Source organism: Bacillus sp. OV322 (genome assembly GCF_900112495.1).
Taxonomy (GTDB): Bacteria; Bacillota; Bacilli; order Bacillales; family DSM-1321; genus Peribacillus.
Genome location: NZ_FOMA01000001.1, coordinates 818,121 through 845,018, shown reverse-complemented (window position 1 = coordinate 845,018; position 26,898 = coordinate 818,121). Strand labels below are relative to the sequence as shown.

At 39.8% G+C, this 26,898-nt stretch carries 26 protein-coding genes; 7 read left to right on the top strand and 19 right to left on the bottom strand.

Annotated features, from left to right (window positions below; genetic code table 11):
- Positions 1-48: 48 nt before the first annotated feature.
- A complete protein-coding gene (locus BM126_RS22165; protein ID WP_177201296.1) occupies positions 49-195 on the top strand; it encodes a hypothetical protein in 147 nt (48 codons plus the stop codon).
- Positions 196-487: 292 nt separating this feature from the next.
- Here BM126_RS22165 and glnA read toward each other — a convergent pair whose 3' ends face one another.
- The 4 genes from glnA to hflX form a co-directional block, all read right to left on the bottom strand.
- Complete coding sequence (glnA, locus tag BM126_RS04175) at positions 488-1,822, bottom strand: type I glutamate--ammonia ligase (protein WP_090988255.1); 1,335 nt, start codon at positions 1,820-1,822, stop codon at positions 488-490.
- A gap of 44 nt (positions 1,823-1,866) precedes the next feature.
- Positions 1,867-2,271, bottom strand: a complete 405-nt coding sequence (locus BM126_RS04170) for a MerR family transcriptional regulator (RefSeq protein ID WP_090988254.1) — start codon at positions 2,269-2,271, stop codon at positions 1,867-1,869.
- Positions 2,272-2,438: 167 nt separating this feature from the next.
- On the bottom strand, positions 2,439-3,716 hold the full coding sequence (locus BM126_RS04165) for a methionine gamma-lyase family protein (RefSeq protein WP_090988253.1): 1,278 nt from the start codon (positions 3,714-3,716) through the stop codon (positions 2,439-2,441).
- A 12-nt stretch (positions 3,717-3,728) separates the two neighbouring features.
- A complete protein-coding gene (gene hflX / locus BM126_RS04160) occupies positions 3,729-4,982 on the bottom strand; it encodes a GTPase HflX (RefSeq protein WP_090988416.1) in 1,254 nt (417 codons plus the stop codon).
- A gap of 217 nt (positions 4,983-5,199) precedes the next feature.
- On the opposite strand from hflX, the gene BM126_RS04155 reads away from it, so the two are divergent.
- Positions 5,200-5,811 carry a trimeric intracellular cation channel family protein gene (locus tag BM126_RS04155; protein WP_071350665.1) on the top strand — a complete coding sequence of 204 codons (612 nt, stop codon included), beginning with the start codon at positions 5,200-5,202 and terminating at the stop codon, positions 5,809-5,811.
- Positions 5,812-5,991: 180 nt separating this feature from the next.
- On the opposite strand, the gene spoVK is transcribed toward BM126_RS04155, so the two are convergent.
- The 6 genes from spoVK to BM126_RS04125 form a co-directional block, all read right to left on the bottom strand.
- The gene (gene spoVK, locus BM126_RS04150) at positions 5,992-6,945 is read right to left on the bottom strand and encodes a stage V sporulation protein K (RefSeq protein ID WP_090988415.1); all 954 of its coding nucleotides are present in this window, start codon (positions 6,943-6,945) and stop codon (positions 5,992-5,994) included.
- A 404-nt stretch (positions 6,946-7,349) separates the two neighbouring features.
- Entirely contained in the window at positions 7,350-7,583 is a 234-nt protein-coding gene (hfq, locus tag BM126_RS04145) for an RNA chaperone Hfq (RefSeq protein WP_071350667.1), read from the bottom strand.
- Between the two features lie 32 nt (positions 7,584-7,615).
- On the bottom strand, positions 7,616-8,569 hold the full coding sequence (gene miaA / locus BM126_RS04140; protein WP_371261396.1) for a tRNA (adenosine(37)-N6)-dimethylallyltransferase MiaA: 954 nt from the start codon (positions 8,567-8,569) through the stop codon (positions 7,616-7,618).
- Between the two features lie 684 nt (positions 8,570-9,253).
- Positions 9,254-9,442 (bottom strand): ERF4 family protein, encoded by a 189-nt coding sequence (locus BM126_RS04135; protein ID WP_090988251.1) that lies wholly within the window; start codon positions 9,440-9,442, stop codon positions 9,254-9,256.
- A 109-nt stretch (positions 9,443-9,551) separates the two neighbouring features.
- The gene (locus tag BM126_RS04130; RefSeq protein WP_256212964.1) at positions 9,552-9,977 is read right to left on the bottom strand and encodes a hypothetical protein; all 426 of its coding nucleotides are present in this window, start codon (positions 9,975-9,977) and stop codon (positions 9,552-9,554) included.
- A 302-nt stretch (positions 9,978-10,279) separates the two neighbouring features.
- Positions 10,280-10,957 carry a HEAT repeat domain-containing protein gene (locus BM126_RS04125; protein WP_090988250.1) on the bottom strand — a complete coding sequence of 226 codons (678 nt, stop codon included), beginning with the start codon at positions 10,955-10,957 and terminating at the stop codon, positions 10,280-10,282.
- A gap of 204 nt (positions 10,958-11,161) precedes the next feature.
- On the opposite strand from BM126_RS04125, the gene BM126_RS04120 reads away from it, so the two are divergent.
- On the top strand, positions 11,162-11,509 hold the full coding sequence (locus tag BM126_RS04120) for a hypothetical protein (RefSeq protein ID WP_090988249.1): 348 nt from the start codon (positions 11,162-11,164) through the stop codon (positions 11,507-11,509).
- A gap of 164 nt (positions 11,510-11,673) precedes the next feature.
- The gene (locus tag BM126_RS04115) at positions 11,674-12,156 is read left to right on the top strand and encodes a DinB family protein (RefSeq protein ID WP_090988248.1); all 483 of its coding nucleotides are present in this window, start codon (positions 11,674-11,676) and stop codon (positions 12,154-12,156) included.
- Positions 12,157-12,569: 413 nt separating this feature from the next.
- On the opposite strand, the gene BM126_RS04110 is transcribed toward BM126_RS04115, so the two are convergent.
- Together BM126_RS04110 and BM126_RS23220 are read right to left on the bottom strand one after the other, a co-directional pair.
- The gene (locus BM126_RS04110; protein ID WP_090988247.1) at positions 12,570-13,223 is read right to left on the bottom strand and encodes an MOSC domain-containing protein; all 654 of its coding nucleotides are present in this window, start codon (positions 13,221-13,223) and stop codon (positions 12,570-12,572) included.
- A 513-nt stretch (positions 13,224-13,736) separates the two neighbouring features.
- Positions 13,737-14,027: an LbetaH domain-containing protein gene (locus tag BM126_RS23220; protein WP_371261395.1), complete on the bottom strand. Its 291-nt coding sequence runs from the start codon at positions 14,025-14,027 to the stop codon at positions 13,737-13,739.
- Positions 14,028-14,494: 467 nt separating this feature from the next.
- Here BM126_RS23220 and BM126_RS04095 point away from each other — a divergent pair, with 467 nt between their 5' ends.
- Together BM126_RS04095 and BM126_RS04090 are read left to right on the top strand one after the other, a co-directional pair.
- Entirely contained in the window at positions 14,495-14,788 is a 294-nt protein-coding gene (locus BM126_RS04095) for a hypothetical protein (RefSeq protein WP_177201294.1), read from the top strand.
- Positions 14,789-15,310: 522 nt separating this feature from the next.
- The gene (locus tag BM126_RS04090; RefSeq protein WP_090988245.1) at positions 15,311-16,726 is read left to right on the top strand and encodes a PQQ-dependent sugar dehydrogenase; all 1,416 of its coding nucleotides are present in this window, start codon (positions 15,311-15,313) and stop codon (positions 16,724-16,726) included.
- A gap of 29 nt (positions 16,727-16,755) precedes the next feature.
- Here BM126_RS04090 and BM126_RS04085 read toward each other — a convergent pair whose 3' ends face one another.
- Positions 16,756-16,950 carry a hypothetical protein gene (locus BM126_RS04085; RefSeq protein ID WP_090988244.1) on the bottom strand — a complete coding sequence of 65 codons (195 nt, stop codon included), beginning with the start codon at positions 16,948-16,950 and terminating at the stop codon, positions 16,756-16,758.
- Between the two features lie 209 nt (positions 16,951-17,159).
- Here BM126_RS04085 and BM126_RS04080 point away from each other — a divergent pair, with 209 nt between their 5' ends.
- Positions 17,160-17,594 carry a S1 domain-containing RNA-binding protein gene (locus BM126_RS04080; RefSeq protein ID WP_071350681.1) on the top strand — a complete coding sequence of 145 codons (435 nt, stop codon included), beginning with the start codon at positions 17,160-17,162 and terminating at the stop codon, positions 17,592-17,594.
- Between the two features lie 98 nt (positions 17,595-17,692).
- On the opposite strand, the gene mutL is transcribed toward BM126_RS04080, so the two are convergent.
- The 6 genes from mutL to BM126_RS04050 all read right to left on the bottom strand — a co-directional run bounded on the left by mutL (position 17,693) and on the right by BM126_RS04050 (position 26,874).
- Positions 17,693-19,645 (bottom strand): DNA mismatch repair endonuclease MutL, encoded by a 1,953-nt coding sequence (gene mutL, locus BM126_RS04075; protein WP_090988243.1) that lies wholly within the window; start codon positions 19,643-19,645, stop codon positions 17,693-17,695.
- Positions 19,646-19,672: 27 nt separating this feature from the next.
- Positions 19,673-22,282, bottom strand: a complete 2,610-nt coding sequence (gene mutS, locus BM126_RS04070; RefSeq protein ID WP_090988242.1) for a DNA mismatch repair protein MutS — start codon at positions 22,280-22,282, stop codon at positions 19,673-19,675.
- A gap of 163 nt (positions 22,283-22,445) precedes the next feature.
- A complete protein-coding gene (locus BM126_RS04065) occupies positions 22,446-22,979 on the bottom strand; it encodes an outer spore coat protein CotE (RefSeq protein ID WP_090988241.1) in 534 nt (177 codons plus the stop codon).
- Positions 22,980-23,519: 540 nt separating this feature from the next.
- Positions 23,520-23,948: a YlbF/YmcA family competence regulator gene (locus BM126_RS04060; protein ID WP_090988240.1), complete on the bottom strand. Its 429-nt coding sequence runs from the start codon at positions 23,946-23,948 to the stop codon at positions 23,520-23,522.
- Complete coding sequence (gene miaB, locus BM126_RS04055) at positions 23,948-25,489, bottom strand: tRNA (N6-isopentenyl adenosine(37)-C2)-methylthiotransferase MiaB (protein WP_090988239.1); 1,542 nt, start codon at positions 25,487-25,489, stop codon at positions 23,948-23,950. Before miaB ends, BM126_RS04060 begins: the two co-directional genes overlap by 1 nt.
- 206 nt (positions 25,490-25,695) lie before the next feature.
- Positions 25,696-26,874 (bottom strand): glycine C-acetyltransferase, encoded by a 1,179-nt coding sequence (locus BM126_RS04050; RefSeq protein WP_090988238.1) that lies wholly within the window; start codon positions 26,872-26,874, stop codon positions 25,696-25,698.
- Positions 26,875-26,898: the final 24 nt, after the last annotated feature.

Here is a 26,898-nt window from a genome sequence, read left to right as displayed (position 1 = left end):
TTCCTATAAAAGAGTGAGGCGGGCGGAGAAATTATACCGGATCGGAATGTGCTGAAATTACGTGGGTTGATACTAACTGAACAAACAGAGAAGTATGCTGAACTAAAAAGAAAAAGAAGCTCCCCTCCTCTTCATTTGGATGAGCGGACGCTAGAAGAAATGCAGCAGATCGTAATGGAGTCTTATCATGAGTAGAGAGTCGCTTAGCTGCAGGTAAAGACTTTTTTGGGCTTCCCTATGTTGAAGGGAGAGGCGTCATTACCACTCTCCACCGTAAAATGGCCGTTTATTGCTGACAGACTCGAAAAAATTAGAAGAACAGCAAATGGACAGATTTGAAGAATATACTTAGGACATTTTGGGTCAAAAACACTCGTGAAAAAAAGATGGGCAAATGATGGGCAAGCCTTAAATAAACAGCTAATCCCCCTCATTTGCCCATCAAAGAAAACCCCTCGAAGCCATATGGCTCAAGGGGTTGAGTTTCTTAGTACATTGACATATACTGTTCGCGTTCCCAAGGATGAACTTGTGTGCGGAACATATCCCATTCGATTTCTTTTGCTTCGATGAAATGTTCAAGCAAGTGTTCACCAAGAGCGGAACAAATCACTTCATCTTCTTTCAGCTTTTCAAGTGCTGCATAAAGAGTAGCTGGAAGGTCGATGATCCCTACTTCTTCACGCTCTTCTTTTGTCATTACATAGATATTGCGGTCTACTGGGGCTGGCGGTGTTAATTGGTTTTTAATACCGTCCAGGCCTGCTTTAAGAAGTACAGCCAGTGCTAGGTATGGGTTTGCAGCCGGATCGACACTTCTTACTTCAACACGTGTGCTGATTCCGCGGGAAGCTGGAATACGGATTAGCGGACTGCGGTTTTTAGCTGACCATGCTACATAACATGGTGCTTCATATCCAGGAACAAGCCGCTTGAATGAATTTACTGTAGGGTTGGTTACCGCAGTAAAGTTTGGAGCATGCTTTATGATTCCTGCAATGAATTGCTCTGCAGTTTCACTCAATTCCAGTTTTCCGCTTTTATCATAAAAAGCATTTTCTTTCTCTTTGAATAAAGAAACGTTGCAGTGCATACCAGATCCATTTACACCAAATAATGGCTTAGGCATGAAGGTTGCATGCAATCCATGTTTGCGTGCAATAGTTTTTACTACAAGCTTGAACGTTTGGATGTTGTCGCAAGCAGTAATGGCATCCGCATATTTGAAGTCAATTTCATGCTGTCCAGGTGCCACTTCATGGTGTGATGCTTCAATTTCAAAGCCCATTTCTTCAAGCTCAAGCACGATATCACGACGGCAATTTTCACCAAGATCTGTAGGCGCTAAATCAAAGTATCCGCCTTTATCATTCAGTTCCAGAGTAGGTTCGCCGGATGCATCCAGTTTGAATAAGAAGAATTCCGGTTCTGGTCCAAGATTGAAGCTTGTAAATCCTAAATCTCTTGCTTCAGCAAGAATTCTTTTTAGATTTGCACGGGGATCACCCTCAAAAGGTGTGCCATCTGTATTATAAATATCACAGATCAAGCGTGCCACTTTACCTTTTTCAGATGTCCAAGGGAAGATTACCCATGTATCCAAATCAGGATATAAGTACATGTCAGATTCCTCAATACGGACAAATCCTTCGATAGAAGATCCATCAAACATCATTTTATTGTCCAGAGCTTTTTCTAATTGGCTGACAGGAATTTCAACATTTTTAATCGTTCCCAATATATCCGTAAATTGCAGACGGATATATTTTACATTTTCCTCTTTTGCCAAGCGGCTAATGTCTTCACGTGTAAACTTTGCCATTGTCAAATTCCTCCCCAAGTCATATAAAGTAAGATTTATTTAAATTAATGAAAAAAACGGGACATATCGCCTTGCCTGAGGCTTGTGCGGTATTTGCCGCCGTGAGTCAGTTCAGCTCTAAGGAGTTTCCTTAATTCTTCATCACTTAAATCGCGCTTTGGTTTTTCATCTTGATTGATCATTTCTTTTTGAAACTGGGCTTCTTCTTTAACAGCGAATATTTTTTTTATTCCTGCAAGATTGACGCCTTGCTCTAATAGTTCCTTAATTTCCAGAAGCCTGTCGATATCATTTAGCGAAAAAAGACGGCGGTTTCCTTCTGTTCTGTCAGGAGTGATTAAGTGGTGCTCTTCATAATACCGAATTTGGCGCGCAGACAACTCCGTCAGCTGCATGACAACTCCGATTGAAAATAGAGGCATTGAACGCCGAATGCTGTTGCCGCTCATATTTCGGATCCTCCTTGATATTCTTCATATAGATATCATATTATACGTAAGAAAAAATGTCAAAGGAATGTTAAGTTTCCTAACATGAAATTTTTTTCGAACACTTTCCTTAAAAAGTTAAACACCGGCACAGGGCCGATGTTTTGTTTTTTCCGGATTATGTTTCTTCATTTATTTCCGATATTCAGCAGATTTTTCTCGATTAAGAAATCTGCTGCTGTGAGCACAGCAATTTTTACATGTGAGTATGTTAGTCCTCCCTGAACATAAGCCACATACGGAGGCCTTATTGGACCATCTGCAGATAGTTCTATGCTTGCACCCTGAATGAAGGTGCCAGCGGCCATAATAACGTCATTTTCATAGCCTGGCATATAGCTCGGGTACGGTGTAACATGGGAATTAACAGGCGAAGCAAATTGTACGGCCTGGCAGAAGGCTACCATTTTGTCTTTATCATCAAATTGCACAGACTGAATCAGGTCTGTCCTTTTGGCATCCCATTTTGGATATGTATTCATCCCTAATTTTTCAAGAAGCGCTGAGGTAAACATTGCTCCTGTCAAGGCCTGTTCAACCACATGGGGAGCAAGAAAGAAGCCTTGATACATTTCCTGAAGGCTATATAAGGACGCTCCGGCTTCCGCACCTATTCCAGGGGAGGTAAGACGGTAGGAACAGGCTTCCACCCATTTCTTTTTCCCGACAATATACCCTCCAGTTTTGGCAAGGCCTCCTCCGGGATTTTTGATAAGAGAACCAGCCATCAGATCTGCTCCAACATGGCAGGGCTCAATGTCTTCCACAAACTCCCCGTAACAATTATCTACGAATACCACAAGATCCGGATTAATGCCTTTAACATAATCAATCATTTCTTTGATTTCGCTGATAGTGAAAGACGGCCTTGTAGCATATCCCTTCGACCTTTGAATTCCAATCATTTTAGTTTTTGGAGTTATTGCTTTCCTGACTTCTTCATAATCCACTTTACCTTCGTCATTTAAAAGAACAGTATTATAATCGATATGAAATTCCTTCAGCGATCCAGTTCCATTACCTCTTATACCCACAATTTCCTCTAAAGTATCATAAGGTTTACCGGTAATATATAGAAGCTCGTCTCCCGGCCTGAGAACACCGAAAAGACAAATGGAGATAGCATGTGTTCCAGAGATGATCTGCGGCCTTACAAGCCCTGCTTCTCCTCCGAATACTTCTCCATAGATTTCTTCAAGCGTGTCTCTGCCCGCATCATCATATCCATATCCTGTTGAAGGGATAAAATGAGAATCACTTACTTTGTGCTTTTGAAAGCTCTGCAGCACCCGAAACTGATTGGATTCAGCTCTTTTGGCTGCTTCCTGCTTCAATGGGGCTATCTTTCCTTCCATTTCATCAGCAAGTTTTTGCAGGATGCTTCCGTTTTTCAGATGTTGATACATGATGTTACTCCTTTATTTTGCATATTTCTCTAGCTGGCCCGTCAATGGATGGTCCTTTAGGCTATAGCCTTTGCATTCATATTGTTCGTCTTCTTCATGAAACAAAAGAGAGCGCAGGATGCTTTCATTCTCCAGCTGTGATAAAAGTCTTCCTTCGCTGGATGGCAGGTAAACGTGATAAAATTCCATCTGGCCGATCACGGTTTCTTCAATGGATGACAGTACTGATTTTAAATCATTTTGATCAAATGCGCTAATCACCAATGATGTTTCTTTAGAAAGCGGCAAGAAATCAGGATGCTGCTGATCAAGTTTGTTATAAATGGTTATCTGCGGGATATTATGAACCTCTAAATCAGCAAGAAGATTATTTACTGTTTTTTCATGATTAAAATAGTCCGGACTAGATGAATCCACTACATGCAGCAGGACATCCGCTTCTTTCACTTCCTCAAGTGTGGAACGGAAAGCGGCGATTAATGATGTTGGCAGGTCCTGGATAAAACCGACTGTATCCGTCATCAGTATGTTGAACCCGCTTGGGAGGACTGCCTTTCTTGTCATAGGATCCAGTGTGGCAAATAATAAATTCTCTTCAAAAGATCCTGCTTCTGTCAGGCGGTTGAACAAGGTGGACTTTCCTGCATTGGTGTAGCCCACAATTGCTGCCTGAAAAGCCTTATTGCGCTTTCTTCTTTCACGGTATCTTTCCCTGTGCTTCACAACTGTACTGAGCTGATTTTTGATATCATCAATTTTCCCTCTGATATGTCTTCTATCGCTCTCAAGTTTGGTTTCCCCGGGCCCTCTTGTCCCAATTCCCCCTCCGAGCCTTGACAAAGATACACCCTGGCCAGCAAGCCTCGGCAGCAGATATTGCAGCTGTGCAAGCTCCACCTGAAGCTTTCCTTCTTTAGAGCGTGCTCTTTGTGCAAAGATATCCAGGATCAGCTGGGTACGGTCTATAATTCTTGCTTGAAGTTCTTTGGATAAATTCCGGATTTGGCTCGGAGATAATTCATCATTGAAAATAAAAAGATCGGGCTCCATTTCTTCTTCCAGATGTGCTAATTCTTCAACTTTGCCCTTACCTATATATGTAGATGGATGAATGCGGTCTCTTTTTTGAGTGACTATTGCCAGCACTTCACCATTTGCAGTCTTTGTTAATGAAGATAGCTCCTCCAGTGAATATTGATATCGGTCATCATCCTCATTTGTTTGGCACCCTATCAGAATTACCTTTTCATATTCTCTTTGTTCCAAGCTAGGCACCTCTTTCTTTTGCTTTTCTTCATCATACCAAAAAAATACATCATCACAAAATTCCAGCATACTGCTTAAAAAACAACTTGGTAAGTTTTGTCCTATTTTAATGTGCATTTGTGAACAAAAAAATTTACCAAAAGCATTGTAAATCTTTCTGAACATGCTAAAATCTTATTTGGCTAAAAAATTATGAAGATTACATCGAGGTAGTACTATGACTTGGGAAGTTTTAAGTATAATTGGCACGATAGCTTTTGCAATCAGCGGGGCTGTAATTGCCATGGAAGAAGAATATGATATCTTGGGGGTCTATACCCTTGGAATAGTGACCGCTTTTGGAGGCGGTGCGATCCGCAACTTATTGATCGGTGTTCCTGTTTCTGCCCTGTGGAATCAAAGCATGTATTTCACCATCGCTTTTTTAACAATAACGGCCGTTTTTCTGTTTCCCGCAAATCTGCTTAAACATTGGAACAGATGGGGGAATTTAACGGATGCAATCGGATTATCCGCATTTGCAATCCAGGGAGCACTGTTCGCTGTCCGGATGAATCACCCAATCAGCGCAGTTATTGTTGCTGCTGTACTTACAGGCAGCGGGGGCGGAATTGTACGAGACTTGCTCGCCGGGAGAAAACCGCTTGTATTCAAGGAAGAGATCTATGCAGTATGGGCCATTTTGATCGGCGCAGTTATCGGAATGGGATTTGCCCAAAGCGCATGGCAGCTATATACCCTTTTCATATTAGTTACCCTGTTAAGAGTATTTTCGTATATATACAAATGGAAACTGCCGAATAAACAACTGAAGTCTCTTGCCAAGTAATTTGCGCCCTGCTCTCCATTCAAAGCAAATAAGGTATCTCTTGAGGCGCACACAGAGCATGGTGCTTTCGGCTGAATCATCCAACAGTGAAAGCACCTTATTCATTATGGTGATTAAAATGCAATAAACAACAAAAGGCAATACATCATCACTTGAAGAATCATTTTTCAAAGGCCTACCTTATTCTTCATCCTCCGGAAAGACTAAATCCTGGCTTCTCAATGTGAGCAAATCATTGCGCTCATATGAGTCTTCCATGAGAAGTCTCATAGATTGGACACGAATTGATTTTTCCAGGACATTGCGGATATACCTTCCATTTGAAAAAGATGTCAGGCTGCGGTACGATTTTATCAAATAGAGGTGCTCCCTTAATTTTCGTTCTGCATCACCGTTCATTATATATTCCCTTTCACTGAGCATAAGCCTGGATATTTCAAGCAGCTGATCCACAGAGTAATCAGGAAAATCCACCACTAGCGGAAAACGTGAATGAAGTCCGGGATTTAAGGTTAGAAAGTAATCCATTTCCCTTGAGTACCCTGCTAAAATTAAAATAAATTCATGCTGCCGGTCCTCCATATGCTTTACGAGAGTATCAATTGCCTCTTTTCCAAAATCCTTTTCTCCGCCCCGCCCCAGTGAATATGCTTCATCAATAAATAAAATCCCTCCCAGCGCCTTTTTAATTAAATCCCGGGTTTTTTGTGCAGTATGCCCGATATATTCCCCAACAAGATCTGCCCGCTCTGCTTCGATTAAATGCCCTTTGCTCAGCACATCCATTTTTTGAAAAAGCTTCCCTATTAACCTTGCCACAGTGGTTTTTCCTGTGCCGGGGTTTCCCTTAAACATCATATGCAGTGCCTGCCGCCCAGCCTTCAGCCCGCGCTCTTCTCTCTTTTTGTTCACATAAATCCAGGCGTATACTTCCTTAATCATCCGCTTCATTTCTTCCATGCCGACAAGAGCGCCCATCTCTTCTTCAATCTCTTTTAAAGCAATATGCTGAATAGGAAAATCCTTTTCCTGTATTTCCCTGACCGGCGGCTCTTTTATTTGAGTTCTTCTCTTTTCACCGCTCAAAACAATATTTATTTGCCCGTTATTTTTCATCCGGATAGGCTGATCCAAATCTTTCACCTCTTTATAAACCGTTTTCTTCATCTGCCGCCATATTTCCAATGCCCTCTTCGCTCAGGTTATAGAGAAATCATAGTAGCATTTCACGTTTTCAAGACAAAAGCGGACAAATTTCTCTCTTTGTTTATGTACATGAATGCATTTCCGACATAATTTGTACTGATTCACCCTGTTTTTTAAGGAGAATGTCATTTCCTGCGCTTTCCCAAGAAATATTTTCTTCATTCATATATATTCTTTAGGGATTGATAACAGTATATTTTGTTTAAAAAACAATTGGTTTTTAAGGAGTCATACAATGTTTCAGTGGAAATCACATTATTTAATCAGCCAATTATTATCTATACGCATAAAAAAAAGACAGGTATGAAAACCTGTCTTTTTTATATCTGACGTTATTCTTTAGCTTCAAAGTCAATCTGAACGTTACGCTGTGGCGCAAATGTGGAAATTGCGTGCTTAAACACTAATTGCTGCTTTCCTTCTGATTCGAATAGTACCGTAAAGTTATCAAATCCCTTTATTTGGCCTCTAATTTGGAATCCGTTTAATAAAAACACGGTAACAAAGATACCGTCTTTTCTTAATGAGTTTAAAAATTGATCCTGAATATTTACGGATTGTTTCATGTTAAATCCTCCTCTTTTCTCTCTATCTTTTATTAATTCGCTTTTATTGAAAGCTTTCCTGCAACAAAAGCTGTTATTTCTTCTATTTTTTTCAACAGATTTACCTGATCTGTCATATCAAACCAATCAACATCCATCTTATTTCTGAACCAAGTAAGCTGGCGTTTCGCATAGCGCCTGGAATTTTGCTTTAATGCAACTACAGCTTCATCAAGCGTGCATGTTCCTTCAAAATAGCCAAACAATTCTTTATATCCGATTGCCTGAGTGGATTGACAGTTTTTCAAACCTGCATCGAAAAAACGTCTAGCTTCTTCCTCAAGCCCATTCTCCAGCATTAATTCCACTCTATCATTAATCCGGCTGTACAGCTTTTCACGGTCCATAATTAAACCGATTATTGCTGTATCATATTTCAGTTCAAATTCCTGTTTCTTTAACTGGTCACTCATTGTTTGACCGGTGCATTGATGAATTTCTAAAGCCCGAATTACTCTGCGTATATTGTTAGGATGTATTTTTTCGGCACTTTCAGGATCTATTGCCCTTAGCTTGTCATAAACAAAATCATTTCCTTTTTCGGCAGCTGCATCTTCAAGCTCTTTTCGGTAAGCAGGATTTTGCGGCGCCTCAGAAAAATGGTAGTCATACAGAACTGACTGGATATATAAACCAGTTCCCCCTGCAATAATTGGTATTTTTCCCCTTTTATGGATATCGTGAATTAACTCAGAAGCTATTTCTTGAAAATCTGCTGCACTAAAAGATTCTTCAGGTTCTTTGATATCGAGGAGATGGTGCGGGATACCCTCTTTTTCATCCTCTGTAATTTTGGCGGTACCAATGTCCATACCCTTATAAATCTGCATGGAGTCACCGCTGATTATTTCCCCATTAAAGCGGCGGGCAAGTTCTATGCTTAATTTTGTTTTACCTACCGCCGTCGGCCCAATGATCACTATAAGCTTTGATTTTTCATGTACCAACATTGTCACTGCCTTATTTTATTTTTCCCTATCTTACCATAATTTTCGCATCAGTTAAACTTCTAACCATTTTGGATGATCAATTTAAGAATTATTCCTGAAAAAAAATTTAAATTTATTGTTCTTTTTCGTATACCACTTATCCGGCAAATCACCTAAGACATAACATTATGTTAAATGATAGTAATAAATTGAATAACGGTACTCTACACTTTCCCCGGCGGGAGGTAGATAACTCTTCAGCAGGGCGCTGCCCAGGCATATTCATGCTGAATTGTATACATTCAGAAAAGCAGTACCAAAAAAGTATAAACAGGTTATTAAGGTTTTAAAGGTGTATTCCCACAAAATAAAATGAAACTGTAAGGTTTTAAACAATAATCTGGAACTATAATTGGTTTATAGCCGTGAAGTCTAATTAATTAAGATCGCTGTCCAATCTGGATGTTTAAGACATAGGTGAGATTATGGAGGAAAAGAGTAGCTTGGTTTATCAAGTACTCTATCGGGTTCGCGCACTGGCAGAATGAACACAACTAATGAATGTTACATGCAGAAAGTGCTTCATTCATTTATCACAGAAGTGAGTTATAGCAGTCAGGCTGTTTTCGGGACGGCCAGGAAACATCCCTCTTAAAAGTGTTTAAACAGCTCTTTATAAATTTCAACATTTTCTCATTTTGCCTAATCTTTTTCTGTTATTTTTTTGTTTAATTCTTCCAGTGTGTCCTGAATGTACTTCAGCTTTTTATTATAGTGCTGATACGATAAATAAGCCGCTATTGCCTTAATTGTAAAAAATAAAACAGCGGCAATGGAAATGAGGAAATAATTATGCGCCAATGAACTTAAATACTGATTGATATGAGTCATTTTCTACAACCTTTTTTTTCCCTTAGTATATCCCAGGCTTTCTATCGCTATTCTTCAGACAGTATCAGCTTCATATTATTACAAAAACCTAACCTCTGCGGGTATAAAATCAGACATTCCCTTTTCTTCCCGAAAATGCCGTAAAAACTAAGCAAACGATAAAAGCGACAGATGATACAATCAGAGCAGCCAGTAAACCTATGGCTGCCATGAATGTATCATCGCCTGGGTATGCTGGTTTTAAATGACACTCTTTATAAATAATCAGTGCAGAAACAAGGACATAAAAGCTGCTGCCTATTAGCCCCATTTTTAATCGATTTCTCCTTGTCCCATCCCATGACTTACCTATAGAAAACCAGGCTAATATGCTCGCATAAACGGCAAACCCCATCACAGCAATGTGGAGATAAGGAATTTGGATGAAGATAAGAATATAAAGCAGAAGAACCGTGGTACTGAAAAGAAGTGCATTTACGGCAAATAAAAATAATCCGCTCCGCCAATATCCTTGAAACCATGCTTTCTTGTACAAAAGGCGAATGGCATTTTTGGTCAAGTAGTTTCCAGTAGCGGATTATTTTTAAAGGCTGTAATCAGGAAAATCATTAACAGCCCAAGTAAAAAAATTAGCGAAAGTGACAAATAGAACCCTTCTTTCCTTCTAAACACTGGATAATACAATATATTTTACCATATAATAGAAATAATCAGTTATTTTTCTTACGAATCTTTAACGTAATAGATTAGGTGTGAAGTAGATATGACTTTCAAAGATATTCCAGCTAAGTCAGAGGCCCCCTGCCTAAAATACATTAGCCGAGAAAATTCATAAACTTATATATCGATATTTACTTCCATCCAAAATTCTTCTTCTCTAAATAAGTAATCTCTTCTTTTAACTTTTATCCAATTAAATAACTCTTTTATTTGTGGATTGTTCTCTCTAAATTTATTTAAAAAATCTATTGCCAGAATTAATTCATCTGATCCACGTTTTCTTTTTCTTTTTAAAATGGTTTTCACTCTGGCTATTACCGCATTGACAGCTGTTTCATCACCATGACGATGAATTGCTGATGTTGCACATGATTTCAGGCCGAAAGTACCTTCTGTAAGTGCCTTTATAAAAACGGGCAGCAATTCATTACCTCCAATCTCACTAAGGGCATATAATGCAGAGCCTTTTACATCATCTTTATGATGATCCAATAAATTTATTAAAAAAGGTATCGCATTAGCTGTACCAATTTCAGAAAGGACTCCATTAGCATATATTAAATCATCCATATCTATTGGATGAAGCAGAACTTGAATAAGCGCCTCTTCTATTTTTATACCATTGCACTTTCTTAAAGCTTTAATTGCACTGTGTCTAACTTGATATCGTCTATCAGATAGAAAAGGTAAAATAGGTGCACAGTCTTCTAATCCTTTTCTTTCAATAACTTCCAAAATGTTAGATAACTTGTCTTTATTATTTTCATTTTTAAGCTGCTTGATTAAATCTTCCAAAATTAACTCTACTCCTTACACATATATTTCATCATAAATTACTTTTTTTATTTGTTTTCAGCAATTGCATTAACATTGCATTATGATTAAACAAAATCCGCACAGTCATACCACAGATAAAGAGCAGTTCCTGACCCCCATAAGTAGATACTGAGTTTATGATAGTCTGGATATTTTTTATAAAAATTACAAGCGGGTGAAAATATGTTTATCGGTATGCAAACTCTTCCTTTAATTTATATAGACAATAATACTAGTCATATCTTGGAGAACATTTCAGTTACCTTTGATAGAGACAAGGGAAAAATTCCTTCCATTAAGATATTGAAACCTGGAGCAAGGAAACTAATTAGTCTATTTAACATGAATGTTACGGGCATAACACCACTTTACTTAATGCACGAAAATAAAAAGTTGAAAATAATGGAGAGACAATATATATTCGAGAATTTCACTAAGGATTTTCGCGGTACCATTTTAGTTGAAATTAAGGGTATCAAACATGATGGCAGGTTTGATATTACAGTAGTCGAAAATTTCTCTTTACATTAAAGCAGTTATCAACAAGCTAATTCTATCTACTTTGTAAAATATATACAATCGTCAGCTATAAAGCTTAAGAGATAATTTGTTAATTAAGAAAAAGGTATCTTATATATCTATAAAGAAAGGTAATACAGTAATTAGTTTCAAAGTTACAGAGAGGATGGATCTGAATGTTAAATGTTTTAAAGGAACAATACGCTTTTATTAGTTCTACAAGACAAGTATTGTTTATGTTTTTAGAAGATATTCCGTTGGAAAAGCTGCATGAAACAGTATCTGGCTTCGGGCACTCGTCTATTATCAGAACCCATATTCACGTTTCCGACTGCTATTTAAGCTGGCTTGGGAGATTTGCTCTTAAACAGCCGGATTTTAAGTTCGCTGCCGAATTTGAAATCGAACATTCTAATGTAAAGAAAGTTAGAGAGAGATTTGATTTAGTTGATGAAATAGTACAAAAGTTTTTAGAGGAATTTAATTCCCGCTATTTCGATAAAATAGCTAACCAGGTAAAGTGGCAGAAAGAACCATGGAGTACCACTCCTCTTTGGCTTCTAACTCATACCGAAACGCATGAGTTTCATCATAAGGGGCAAATAGTATCGATGGCTCGTCATTTAGGTTACAATCCTCCTGATACAGACCTTGTTTGACTCAATACAGAAAACCGATCTTACTAGAATGATCCCTGGTGTAAAATCAAACAGTTAATTTTAATTGCAGGGGAACCTGTCTCGTCTTAATACCATGTTTTACTTTAGACACAGGTAAAAAAGCTGTCCACTAAATGTGAACAGCTTTCTCAATTCTTTTTATGCTTCTTTAAAAATTTTTCAAAAGAAAGTTCATAATGGATATCCAAAGAAAGAGTATTCTGCATTAATACTGGTGCTTGCTGGGGGTTTACTCCAATTACGTAGAGATAACATCCGCTGACTATTTTAATAATCGTGCCCTAAGAATTTTTAGGCATTTACAGATAAGGGAGTTTACTTATCGCAGTACCGCTTCTTTTCCTTATATCTTTTCTGGGAATTCATTCAGCCAATCTCAGTCTGCACTATAATCAAGTAGCTTTTGATTTTAATTGTTTTAATAATGATGCACGAAGACTTTCAGATAAGGCATCAACCGATACTACTTTTTCCAGTTTATCTTTATTTAATCTGTCAAAAAATTTCACATCATTCACTGATGCAACAGATACTTGTTCTGGATGTGGTTCAAGGAGTACCAAATCATCGTTTGGCGTGACCTGCCCTTCTTTCAATACTCTTAAAAGAAATCCAGTATAGCCAGTATTTCTCATTCGGATAACCATATCCGGGACCTGATACTTTGCTGCGAGTTTATAACAGGGATTTCTTGGTTCGGAAACCTGAATAACAGCCTCACCAAAAGCAAAAATATCTCCTATGTGAGCATTATCCTCTTTTAATCCCTCTACAGTTAAATTTTCGCCAAATAAGGCTGTATCACTAAAATGTAAAACCTCACTCCAATAGGAATAGTGATCATAAGGATATAAACATAAAGCTTTATCCTCTCCGCCATGATCTTTATAGGCTTGTTCATCACTGCTTAATCCTGTTTTACTTAGGAAAATGGGTTCTTGGACAGATTTCTTTCTGATGGCTGATTCAAATGTTCTGCCGCCATATGTTAGTGTTTCGACTTTTCCTATATTCAATGATTTGACTTGATATTTAAAATACTCCATCTGAATACTCCCTATATTTAAATTCAACAATGTGCAGAGTTTCATTTTTATAGATTTGCCAGTTCATGTGTATTGATCCTGAAACTGAATTTCGTAATCACAAACTGTAAAGGGATGGATAGGAGAATCCATTTAAAGGGAAAACACACTCCGACATGGGCTTTTTGTTCGTAAATAATAAATTCAGCTTCTATATCCTTCTGGGACTTAGAGATGTTTATATGCTTATTCATCATGTTCAAAGTAAAAAAGAGCCTTTCACATGGCACTTTTCTATTGCTTTTTATTTTAACACATGGAAACATTCCGGACTATTCTCTGAACTGATGCAATTTTGTTTTTATCCTTCAAAGAAATAACATGCATTCACACTTCTAAATTACTTGTCCAATTTTCACCTAATTATGTTTGTCCTAACCTATTCCACAGGAGCATCTATCATTACCCAATAACAGGTGGTACGATGCGGGGAATTCCTGATTGACCCGTTGAACCTCGATAGCAAGTTCCCGGCTATCTTTTGGTTACCCTGGGCAGCGCATCCGCTTTTTCTTGAGTGTCGATGTGTGCCCCAGGAGGCACGAATCGATTCGGCCGAATCCGGACCCCGTTTGTTACTACTGCATTATAAGAAATAAATGAACCCTTTTCCACAATTGCATTATATACGATGCAGTTAAACCCAACAAATACTTTGTCGCCAATATAACAAGGACCATGTACAAGAGCACGGTGAGCTATGGACACCTCATTGCCAATAAATATAGAGTACTTTTTCCCTCCAGACGTAATCTTTTTATTCAATAACCCATGTAAAATTACTCCATCCTGGAGATTGGTATTTGAACCTATATAAAATGGGGTTCCCTCATCAGCGCGTATACTTACATTCGGGGCTACATAAACATTACTTTTAATAGTAACCCCTCCTATAACACTGGAAAACTGGCTAATAAATGCTGTTTTATCAATTTGGGATATTGCGGAACAGGATTAAATGAAGTAATGGGGCTAGGGCATATTAAGGGTTCAAAGCAGCACTGTGAAGGATCTGAGGAATATAAATTAACATCATTCTTTTCTCCCATACAATCACCTTTCTTTCATTATAATTTACGTAAAAATACAATTTAGGAAATAGGCAGCCATGTTTTCTATTTGCAGATGTCCTATTCTGCAATCAATCGAGTGGTTCTGCTATGCCATTTTATTGCATAATAAGGATTCAATGGCGTATATAAGTAAGGATAGATAAAGAGTAAGTTGAAGAGGTGAGTGAAATGTTTTGGACTGTACGTTACTGGTTCAGGGCGCAACAGGATATGGACGGCTTTTCTTTTGTCCAAAATAATTCATCTCCCATCTGGAAACTCATCAACGCATCTGTTTTCAGCTGTTTTGCAGCAATATTTCAATCTGCTGGCGGTTTTTTTCCGGGGATAGGTTATGGCATAAGTCCATTTGCTACATTACCCATTTTCATTTCAATTGTAATTTCAATAAAACATGGTTTTCTCTCATATTTTTTTGGCTATATTGTTACTGCTGCTTATGCAGCCTGGTAAACTATTAGTCTTTCCTTTCACTACTGGACTGCTGGGAGTTACACTTGGATTAACATTCAAAGTGTTTAAACAAAGATTTCTTAGAGTGTCTTTTTCTGCAGTATCGTTACTATGCGGTATATTGATTCTTATTTGCTTATTTAAGTTCCCTGTACTTGGTCCTGCTATTACAATACTCAACTGCGAAGCAATCCTAGTAATATTGGTTTCTTGTTTTTTATATTGCTGGGTGTGGGCAGAGTTAGGCCTGTTCATACTAAACCGATTGATGATATACCTGCCGGCTAATAAACGTAGGAAATGATTCTTGTCATAACCGATACCATGCCTCCGATCATGCCCTCCGTTTTTTTGTGCAATGTTTTTAAGTATTGCTCTATTTATTCAAAAAAAATCACCGATAGACAATCTCTTCATCTCTATAAGTCCGTTGTTTGGGTATCATTCTCCCCGCACTAGATCTTGTACCGAATGAAATAGTTCTAATCATATTCTTTTAAGTAAAAAGGAGTGTAGATTTAGTTGCAAAAAACTAAGGTTAGTTTACGGCCCCTTGTAAGTAAGATAAATTTACCCACTGTTTTGAAAACGACTATACTTCCAGGTGACTCAGTTGAAACATTATTTATTGCAACTCAGGCAGGAGAGATTTTTTGCATAGCCAACGGTGCAGTAAAGAATTTTTTAGATATTCGTCCGCGTATCATAAAACTAGGTGCGTCTGGCGGATATGATGAGCGGGGGCTGCTCGGGCTCGCATTTCATCCCCAATTTTATTATAACGGTCTGTTTTATCTGCATTATTCCCTTGCTGGAACACAGGGTCCAGGAGCACTTTCTGAACGCTTTAAGCCTAACCCGTGTGATTCCGGAACTTTAAACCTAGAGTGGATAAACAGAGAAACCCGGTATGATCATATCGATACGGTTGAAGAATGGATTCTGCCGTCAAACGGCTCCCCTCAGAAACGGCGAACATTACTTAACTTAAGAAGACCCTTTTTAAATCATAATGGTGTCAATAGCTTAAACTTTTCACCTGAAACCGGACAACTTGTATTAACAACCGGAGATGGCGGATCAGGCTTTGATCCATTTAATTTAAGCCAGAATGATAATGAAATTGCCGGTAAAATAATCGAAATTGATGTATTTAAGAATATATTTATCAATAACCCTCCAGCAGTCACGCGCTTTACCGAACTTCCGGCAGCTATACTGGAAACGCTCACCTTAATCGCCAAAGGCGTTCGAAATATACCAGGCATTTCATTTCAAAGGTTTTATAATCAGTATATCAAATATGCAGGAAATGTCGGCCAGGACTCCGCAGAATCGATTTTTTCATTCGTTGATTATAAAAAGCTGCCGGTTACTCAGCTTATTCAAGCTTCTAAATCTTTACCTGACAAAGAAGGATTAATTAACTTTGGCTGGCGGGGATGGGAAGGCGCCTTTCCTACTTCGGTGATAAATCCCTGCCCTGCAAATCCCAGTGTGAATGAGAAAACCATTGCTTATTTCGATGAAGCTGCAAAAACTTCAGTAAGGGGTATTCAGCCATTAATTAGTTATTTTCATCAAGATACCCGTCCCGAAAAGTTTGGCGGCACTGCACTTACAGGAGTGCAGCCTTATATGGGGAATGAAATCCCCGCTTTAACGGGAGGCATTGTGTTTACCGACCTTGCCAGGCATGAAGTAACTCAAGCCCCGGCGAGAGGTGTTTTAGCTTATAGCAGAGTAAGGGCGGATTGTAAATTAAATGATTTTAGTGTAATGGATATTGATTATGATTTTGGTTCTCAATCAGCGTATTATGTTAGTTTGGGAACGAACTTGGATCAAACGAGATTATATTTAGGAGTTTATGGATCTATGAAAGTAACTGATTTAAATAAAGGAACTATTTTTGAAATAGTTCCAAGATCAAAATAAATGGAATTAACGTTGCTCACTCTTTTGGTTTATAACGTTTTAATACCAGATGATTGACTTCTTTCGGTATAACCCATCAATTCGATTCCCATGCTGAATCGCATAGTCGAACCGTCTTCTTCTACTTTGTCATGGCCGCTTTCCTTTAGATTTCCATTTTTGAAAAGTATGATAATGAAACTATACCTCATTGGCATGTCCGCTTCAGGTTTCTTAAGCGGCAATTCAAAACTGCTGGTAACTTGTGCTAAACAGCTAATGCTGCTTTAATAATCAGCATCACTGGTTTAAGTGCTGTTAATTAGTAGACTAAGTGCGGATTTTGATTTTTTTCTTAGAAAAAATGGAACAAAACCTTCAATAGTTGATTCTTTTTAACATAGTTTGTTATAATTAAGTGTTTTTAAAATCATTGAGGGGGAACATTATTTATATGTCAGTAGAAGTAGGCAGCAAGGTACAAGGAAAAGTTACAGGAATCACTAATTTTGGAGCATTTATTGAACTTCCGGGAGGATCGACCGGTCTTGTTCATATCAGCGAGGTAGCAGACAGCTATGTTAAAGATGTAAATGATCACTTAAAAGTGGGCGACCTGATTGAAGTAAAAGTTATTAGTGAAAAAGAAGGCAAAATTGCACTATCCATCAAAAAGGCAATTGACAGGCCTGAAGGGCAAAAACCGTCTTATTCACAGCGTCCGCCTCGCCAGGCAAGACCTGATAGCCGTTCAAAAGGAAATTTCAAGCCAAAAGAAAATTTCGAAGATAAAATGGCCCGTTTTTTAAAAACCAGTGAAGAAAATCTATCCTCCCTCAAACGCAACACTGAGACAAAACGTGGCGGACGAGGCGGAAGACGCGGATAACTGCTGCTCTTTCCAGCAAATCCTATAGCATCACCTATAGATAAAGGCAAGCCTGGTTTATGCCAGGCTTGCCTTCTTTGTTTTTTTTCTGATTTTTTTCACATAACCCTTTTAAACATTTTTTCCATATCATAAATCGAGTATTGAATAATAATCGGCCTTCCATGCGGGCATGTGAAAGGATCTGCCGTCTTTCGCAGCTGATCAAGCAGGGCTTGTATTTCATCATTGCGCAAATGGCGGTTAGCTTTTATGGAGCCTTTGCAGCTCATAAGAATGGCTGCTGCTTCCCTTAGCTTTTTAACATCCACTTTCTTCATGGAAAGCAGCTGTTCGATCATTTCCTCCATGATTCCTTTTTCATTTCCCTTTGGAAACCACTGAGGGTGTGCACGGACGATGTAAGAGTTGTAGCCGAACTCCTCCAAAAAGACCCCTACTTTTTCCAGTTCTTCCTTATTCTCATTGATTCGGATGCACTCATCTGTTGAGTATTCAAGAGTAATTGGAATAAGCATCTCTTGCAGCTCTTTTTCAACCGTGCCCACCTTTTCGGAGAAATATTCATATTTGATTCTCTCCTGGGCAGCATGCTGGTCAATGATGTAGAGGCCTTTTTCATTTTGTGCAAAGATATATGTGCCATGCATCTGGCCAATGGGATACATAGGAGGCACCCGTTCTGCTGTTTCTTTGTATACATATTCTTCCTGCTCCATGGCCGTCGTCATAAATGCCTCGGCTGTTTGGAAAATCTGCTCATCCGGTTTTTCAGCCTCAATAACCCGGGTTTGGTTTTCGCCTAAGGAAGACAATTCTCCGGCGAATCCGCTGGAATTTCCGCCGCGATGAATTTGTTCATTTATTTCCTCATTGCCTGTAAAGCCGGAAAAAGGCTGCTCGCTTGGTTGTTCTTTCACAAGCGTTTCCTTTAAAAGCTCAGACTGTTTTTTTGCCTCCTGGAGCACTTGTTTTCCCTGCTGGACGGCATGCTCCAAATCCAGGGAAGTTTGTTCTGAAATTGGTTTTTCCTTTTTAGGAGGAACAAAGCCGCTTGGAATTAAAGATATCTTTTTAAATGCACCCTTAATCATATCGGAAACCAGCTGATCCAGTTCAGCTTCCTTGCTCAGCCGCACCTCCATTTTTGAGGGGTGCACATTCACATCAACAAGAATGGGGTCCATTTCTATTGATAATAATACAATGGGAAATCGTCCTATTGGCAAAAGGGTATGATAGCCATTCAATATGGACTTGGCCAATGCATAGTTTTTAATGAATCTGCCGTTGATCATCGTAGATATATAGTTTCTTGAAGCCCTGGTGATTTCCGGAAGGGCCACATAGCCTGAAATTTTGAAATCCAGAGAGCTTCCTTCAACAGGTATCATTTTCTTTGCGATATTCATGCCGTAGATACTGGCGAGCACCTGGCGGACATCTCCATTACCTGTTGTATGCAGGAGTTTTTTTTCGTTGTGTGTCAGCTTGAAAGATACCTCCGGGTGGGACAATGCCAGCCTGTTCACAACATCGGTAATATTGCCTAGTTCAGTATGAATGGTCTTCATATATTTTAAGCGTGCAGGTGTATTGTAAAATAAGCTTGATACAGTGATATCTGTTCCTTTTCTGCTTGAAGAAGCTTCTAGCTCCCTGACAGAACCGCCCTCTAGGAAAATTCGTGTTCCCGGACCTTCTCCTGTGCTGCTTTTCAATTCAAAATGAGAAACAGAGGCAATGCTCGGCAGTGCTTCTCCCCTGAATCCAAGTGTCCGTATCCTGAATAAATCATTTTCATCCTTTATTTTGCTTGTTGCATGGCGCCTGAACGCCTTTTCTACATCATCAGGCAGGATTCCGTCACCATTATCAATGATCCTGATTTTAGCCAGTCCTGCCTCTTCTAATTCTATTTCCACGATGGAGCTATTGGCATCAATTGCATTCTCTGCTAGCTCTTTTACTACAGATGCAGGACGCTCTACAACTTCTCCAGCCGCTATTTTATTTGATAATGCTTCGTCAAGCTGCAATATTTTGCCCATAACCATCGCCTCGCTTTCATATTCCGGTTATTTTAATTTCTTTTGGAGCCTGTACATCTCATTTAAAGCTTCAAGCGGCGTCATTTCAAGAAGGTTTAGTCCTTTTAATTCTTCAAGGACGTTTTTCTCTTTAGGCGAAGCTGGCTTTTTAACAGCTGCTGTTTCAGCTGTAAAAAAGGATAGCTGGGCATCACTTTCTACAGGGTTTGATTCATGCACCGTTTCTGCCACAGGAATATCCTTATTTTTTTCAATAAATGATTCTTTTTCGAGCTTCTCTAAAATTTCATTTGCCCGCTGGATAAGAGAATGGGGCAGTTCTGCCAGCTTTGCCACATGGATGCCGTAGCTTTTATCTGCAGACCCTTCTTTTATTTTATGAAGGAATACTACATGTCCGTTTTGCTCCACTGCGCTGACATGGATATTCTCAAGACAGCCGAGTTCTTCTGAAAGTACTGTCAATTCATGGTAATGAGTTGAAAATAGTGTTTTTGCGCCAATTTTATCATGAATATGTTCAATGATTGCCTGTGCAAGAGCCATACCGTCATAGGTAGAGGTTCCCCGGCCTATTTCATCAAATAATATCAAACTGTTTTCTGTTGCATTGTTTATTGCGTTTTTAGCTTCAAGCATTTCGACCATAAAGGTGCTTTGTCCTGAAATTAAGTCATCTGCTGCCCCAATCCGGGTAAAGACTTTATCAAATATAGGCAATGTTGCTTCACTCGCTGAAACAAAGCAGCCAATCTGAGCCAATATGGATGTTAACGCAATTTGCCGCATGTATGTGCTCTTTCCTGACATGTTAGGGCCAGTGATCAGCAATAATTCTCTTTCTGAATTCATGCGGCAATCATTCGGAACGTACTCCTGGGATTTAAGTACTTTTTCTACTACCGGATGGCGGCCGTCTTTGATCATGATGGTCCTGTCCTGTGAAAAATCCGGCTTTACGTAGTGCCTTTCTTCGCTAATGGTTGCAAAGCATTGCAAAACATCAAGTTCACTTACCTTTTTAGCTATTGCCTGCAGGCGCGGAATGTGTGATTTGATTTCTTCCCTGATTTGAAGAAATAAGTCATATTCAAGCCCTGTACTTTTTTCTTCCGCCTGCAGAATCAGCGCTTCCTTCTCTTTAAGCTCTGGTGTGATGAAACGCTCTGCGTTTGTCAGTGTCTGCTTGCGTTCATATCTTCCCTCTTCAAGCAGGTGCAAATTAGCTCTTGTCACTTCTATATAATAGCCAAAAACACGGTTATATCCAATTTTAAGAGACCTGATTCCTGTCCTTTCACGCTCTTCCCGTTCAAGGCTCGCAATCCAGGTTTTTCCGTTCCGGCTGGCATCCCGGTATTCATCAAGCTCCCCGTTATATCCGTCTTGTATAATGTTTCCTTCTTTAACGGAAAGAGGAGGGTTTTCCGCAAGAGACTTTTGAAGCAAACTTGTAACATCTTCACATGGATCAAGCTGTTCAGAAAGAAGCTTCATATCCTCGTTCTTCAGGGAAGATAGAATGTCCTTCAAGGCAGGAAGCTGCATTAAAGAGCGTTTCAGCTGTATTAAGTCCCTGGCATTAACATTTCCAAAAGCAACCCTTCCGGCAAGGCGTTCCAAATCATAAACTTCCTTAAGGCGTTCGCGGATATCCTGGCGTTCAAAATAGTGATCTTTCAAAGTTTCTACAAGTGACTGCCGCTTCTCAATTTGACTTTTATTAATAAGAGGCCTGTCGATCCATTGTTTAAGAAGCCTGCCTCCCATTGATGTTTTCGTTTCATCCAGCAGCCACAATAAAGATCCTTTCTTCCCTTTTGAACGGATTGTTTCCGTCAGCTCCAGGTTCCGTTTTGAATAATAATCAATTTTCATATAATGATTGCTTTCATAGCTTATTACAGGCTGCAGATGATCCAGCGCGCGTTTTTGCGTGCGGAACAGATAATGAAACAGACGGGAAACCGCCAAGCGGTGTCTCGCGCTTTCGAGGCTTCCAATCAAATGCTGAAATTGCATGCTTTCTGCTGTTTCATCCTCGAACGAAAGAGCGGGTATTCCTCTTTCCTGCCACTTTTTTTGCCAGTCAGGATTAAAGCCGTTTGCCACCACCACTTCTTTAGCGCCTAATATGGCAAGCTCATTAAACACATCTTCAAATGTACCGCTAATGATTGTTGCCTTGCTTTCTCCTGTGGACAAATCGTTATAAGCAAAACCGAATGTCCCGTCTTCAAAGTCAGAAACCGCAGCAATATAATTATTTTCCTTCTCATCCAGGCCTTTTCCATCCATTTTTGTTCCCGGAGTAATAAGCTGAACAACTTCGCGCCTGACCATGCCCTTAGTTTTTTTCGGGTCTTCTACCTGTTCGCAAATGGCAACTTTGTAGCCTTTTTCTATTAAAATATCTATATAGCCCGAAGCCGCATGGTAAGGAATACCGCACATCGGTATTCTATCCTCGGTGCCTCCTTCACGGCTGGTTAAAGTGATTTCAAGTTCCTGCGATGCTGATAGGGCGTCTTCAAAGAACATCTCATAAAAATCACCCAAACGGAAAAATAAAAAGGCATCCTGATAATCTGCCTTGATTTTTAAATATTGCTGAATCATGGGAGTGTATCCTGTCATATTGCCAAAACCTTCCTAACCAAAATTAAAGATTCTTCTCGCATCCATTATATCATATCCCCCTTTTCCGGGATTAATTTTGAAATAGGTTATAAAATGTTCCATAAAAAAACAAACCGGATGATATTGTTATCATCCGGCAATCTAAGATAAATCTCAGTATTTATTCATCCTCAAAATCACCCAGGAAATTTGGATCTAAGTCGTCAAAATCATCTTCTAGATCACAGCCCCAGTCATCATCACAGCCATCTGGATTAACAGCGACACAAACCTTTGTTTCTCCGATGACTTCAACATAGAATTCCCTTTCGACGTGTACAATCACTTTCTGTCCACAAGGCGAAATGCAGGCTTCTATACAATTTGGCTGCTGTACGGCTTTGGCAATGACATCTTGATCATCATTGCAATCAGGATCGCGGTATTTCAAAGATATGACATCTTTATAATGAACCTTTTCAGTTACGACTTCTGTTTTTGTATTATCACTATAAGAATACCAAACATTTATTTCGTAGCTGCCGCTTATTTCCACTTTTTTGCCGACTTTATGTGCCTCATACTTGTGATTTATGATCCAACAACCGAGAATGCTAGAAGGATGATGAGCCGGGCAAATGATGTGCTGGGACTTAGTGAATTTGCGTCCCTTTGCCACCACCGCTTTTGTAATTATCTCTCTGTAATGTGACATGCTAGCGAACCCTCCTCATTCAGTTTCCATTCATCCTATGCAGGTTAAAAGTCTAATGTGCGAATAAGTTTTAAATAGAAACTGGTGGTTTTATATTGTTTATCTATCTCATTTTATGCCAGCCCATATGGTTATGTGTCATGATTGAGGCAAGGTCTGCAAAGGTTTAAATGATTTCCTGAGAAAGTTTTTAAAAAATCAACAAGCAAGCAATGATTCTTTTTTCTTGGCTGTTTTCGTAAACTTTGCTGCTATGTGACCAAGATGGCTGATTGCCGCTCCAGAATACTTGCTTTCCGAGGGGCGGGAGGTGAGTCTCCATAGCAATGCCTGCGGGATCTCACCTGTCCCTGCTAATCTAAGCAGGAGTTTCGCACCTTACACTCCAATCAGCCTGCGGATTTCCGCACAAAATCCACAGATCTCCGGAAGCGTACACCGAGCCTCCGCGGGGTTTAGCCTTGAGCGTTAATCCCCAAGGAGTCAAGCGTCTTCAAACAAAAAAACCCCTCTTCACAATGAAGGGGGGTTCTTGTTTTATTACATGCAGCTGCTTCCGCCTGCATTCGCGCGTGATCCTGTTTCACCGCGCAATTTATCACCATCAGTACTTTCAATGATCAAATCAGTTACCGTATTTGAAACTTGTGAAGCCACCATTTGCAGTAAATCGTTCACATCAACCTGTGATTGCTTAAATTCCTGTACAATCGGCAGCTCATCAAGTTCTTTTTCCAGTGCATCGATTTTATCCTGCACCTGCCTATAGGCTTGTTCTTTCCCATAATGCTGGAAATTCACTGCCTGTTTTTGCAGGCTTTTAATGCTTGCAATCATTTCGCGGACTTTTTGATTTTCATTAATTTGAGCTTCAGCACGTTTGAAAAAATCCACTTCTTCCGTTTCAGAAATCATTTGTGCAAGGTCTGCTGCTCTTTGAAGAATATCGTCTTTTGAGAACTTTGCCATTATTTCACCTCTACAGCCGCTGCTTCTTCAACCATATCCCCGTTCAATGACCATGTTTTGGCTTTCGTGATTTTTACTTTAACAATTTGGCCAATCGCAGATTTAGGTCCAATAAAGTTAACGAGCTTATTTTTTGTTGTATATCCCGCTAATACTTCGGGGTTATTTTTGCTTTCGCCCTCTACGAGCACTTCAACTACCTGGCCTTCATACTCTTTCATTTTTAAGGCGGAGGTTTCATTTACAAGCGCATTTAAAAGCTGCAGACGCTCTTTCTTCACTTCCATCGGTACATTGTCCTGCATCTTGGCAGCCGGTGTGCCTTCGCGCGGCGAATAAATAAAGGTATATGCTGCATCAAAACCTACTTCTTTATACAATGAAAGTGTTTCTTGAAATTGCTCATCCGTTTCATTTGGATATCCAACTATGATATCGGTTGTCAGGGTAGCGTTAGGAATGGATGCTTTAATTTTTGCAGCAAGCTCCAGGTATTGCTCGCGGGTATACTTGCGGGCCATTATTTTTAGAATTTCCGTGCTGCCTGACTGAACAGGGAGGTGAATATGTTCAACAAGATTTCCGCCTTTTGCAAGAACTTCAATCAGGTGATCATCAAAGTCCCTAGGATGGCTTGTTGTAAAACGCACCCTTGGTATATCGATTTTTCGGATTTCATCCATTAAATCGCCAAGACCGAATCTGATGTCTTCAAGATCCTTGCCATATGCATTTACATTTTGGCCGAGAAGGGTGATTTCTTTGTATCCCTGTGCAGCAAGATGGCGGACCTCAGCGATAATTTCTTCAGGCCGCCGGCTTCGTTCCTTCCCGCGGGTATAAGGAACGATGCAATACGTGCAGAATTTATCGCAGCCATACATGATGTTGACCCATGCTTTTGTTTTTCCTTTGCGGACCTTTGGAAGGTTTTCAATAACATCGCCCTCCTTCGACCATACTTCGATGACCATTTCTTTAGACATATAGGCATCATGGAGGATATTGGGCAATCTGTGGATATTATGCGTGCCAAATATCATATCAACAAACCCATGCTTTGATAGAATCCGATTTACCACCGATTCCTCCTGTGACATGCATCCGCATACTCCCAAGAGCAAATCAGGTTTTTCGCTTTTAAGCGATTTCAGGTGGCCAAGTTCGCCAAAAACCTTATTTTCTGCATTTTCACGTATTGCACACGTGTTAAGCAAGATGACATTTGCGTCTTCCACTGTGTCTGTTGCTTCATATCCAAGGGCCATAAAGATGCCGGCCATAACTTCGGTGTCATGTTCATTCATCTGGCAGCCATATGTACGTATAAAGAACTTTCTTCCTTCGCCCATAGCCCTGAACTCTTCAGGAATAGCAAAGGCATCATATTTTACTTCTTCTTTTCCCCGTTTCTTTGCTTCCTTTAAGGAAGGAGGAACGTAAACCGCTTGAAAGTATTGGCTGTAATCCTTCACGGATTTTTTGTCCGCTGAATTGTCCGCCTTTACTTGCTGTGTTTCCAAACGCTGTTTTTCGTTCATGGAGTATCCCTTCTTTCACTATATAAAAAATTGCATAAGATAAATTTTTCGCTTACAACTTACCATTTTAAACTAAATAATCTCTTACAACAATAATTTATAATGTTTGCTGAGGGATGAATCCATTTTCGAACAACTCTCCCAGCTGGAATTTTTAAGCAGTTTCCCTAGAATGATCAGAAAAACAGGGACATTGCTGGCGGTATTTACTTTATGATCCCAAGCTCTTTTCCTGCTGTTTCAAATGCAGAAAGCGCCTGTTTAAGCTCTGATTCAGAGTGCTGGGCGGTAACAATCGTCCGGACACGCGCCAGCCCTTTAGCTACAGTTGGAAACGCGATTCCCTGGGCAAAAACGCCGTATTGAAGCAGCAGATCTGAAAATTGGTGCGACAATGCTTCATCACCGACTATGACTGGAGTGATTGGCGTTTCGCTGTCGCCAATATTGAATCCTAATCCCTTTAATCCGGCTTTAAAGAACTTCGTATTTTCCCAAAGCCGGTCAAACAGCACAGGTTCATCCAAAAGAACGTCAATGGCTTCTATGCAAGCCATTGTGACTGCAGGAGGATGTGATGTACTGAATAAAAAAGGGCGGCCTTTGTGAATCAGGTAATCAATAAGAGTTCTGGAGCTTGCAACATACCCTCCAAGTACACCGATTGCCTTGCTTAGTGTGCCAACCTGAATATGCACCCTCCCGTCAAGGCCAAAGTGGTTGACCGTTCCGCGGCCGTTCTGGCCGAGCACACCAGAAGCATGTGCATCATCAACCATGACAAGTGCATCATACTTTTCTGCTAATTCCACGATTTCAGGAAGTGGCGCTATGTTTCCATCCATGGAAAAAACACCATCCGTTACGATCAGCCTTTTTCTGTACTCTTTTGATTCCCTGAGGGCTGATTCAAGGGATGCCATATCCACATGTTTATATACTTTTCGTCCTGATTTGGTCAGGCGGATGCCATCAATGATGGATGCATGATTTAATTCATCTGATATCACGACATCTTCAGGCGTTAATATCGCAGAGAGAACGCCCTGATTCGTGGTGAACCCTGATTGAAAAACCAGGCTTGCCTCTGTATGCTTGAATTTCGCTAATTTTTCTTCAAGTTCCTCGTGCATGGAGAAAGTACCTGCAATCGTCCGGACAGATCCTGTACCTGCCCCGAACTCTTCGACAGCTTTCAAGGCAGCCTTTTTTAGGCGGGGATGATTGGTAAGGCCAAGATAGTTGTTTGAGGACAACTGGATAACCTCTTTTCCATTGACCACAACTTTTGAACCCTGATCAGATTCAAGCGGAACAAGCTTCCTGAAAGTTCCCTCTTTTTTCATTGCATCCAGTTCATTCTGTAAGTATTCAAAGCCTTTCATAATAATCCTCCTTTTAAATCTTCA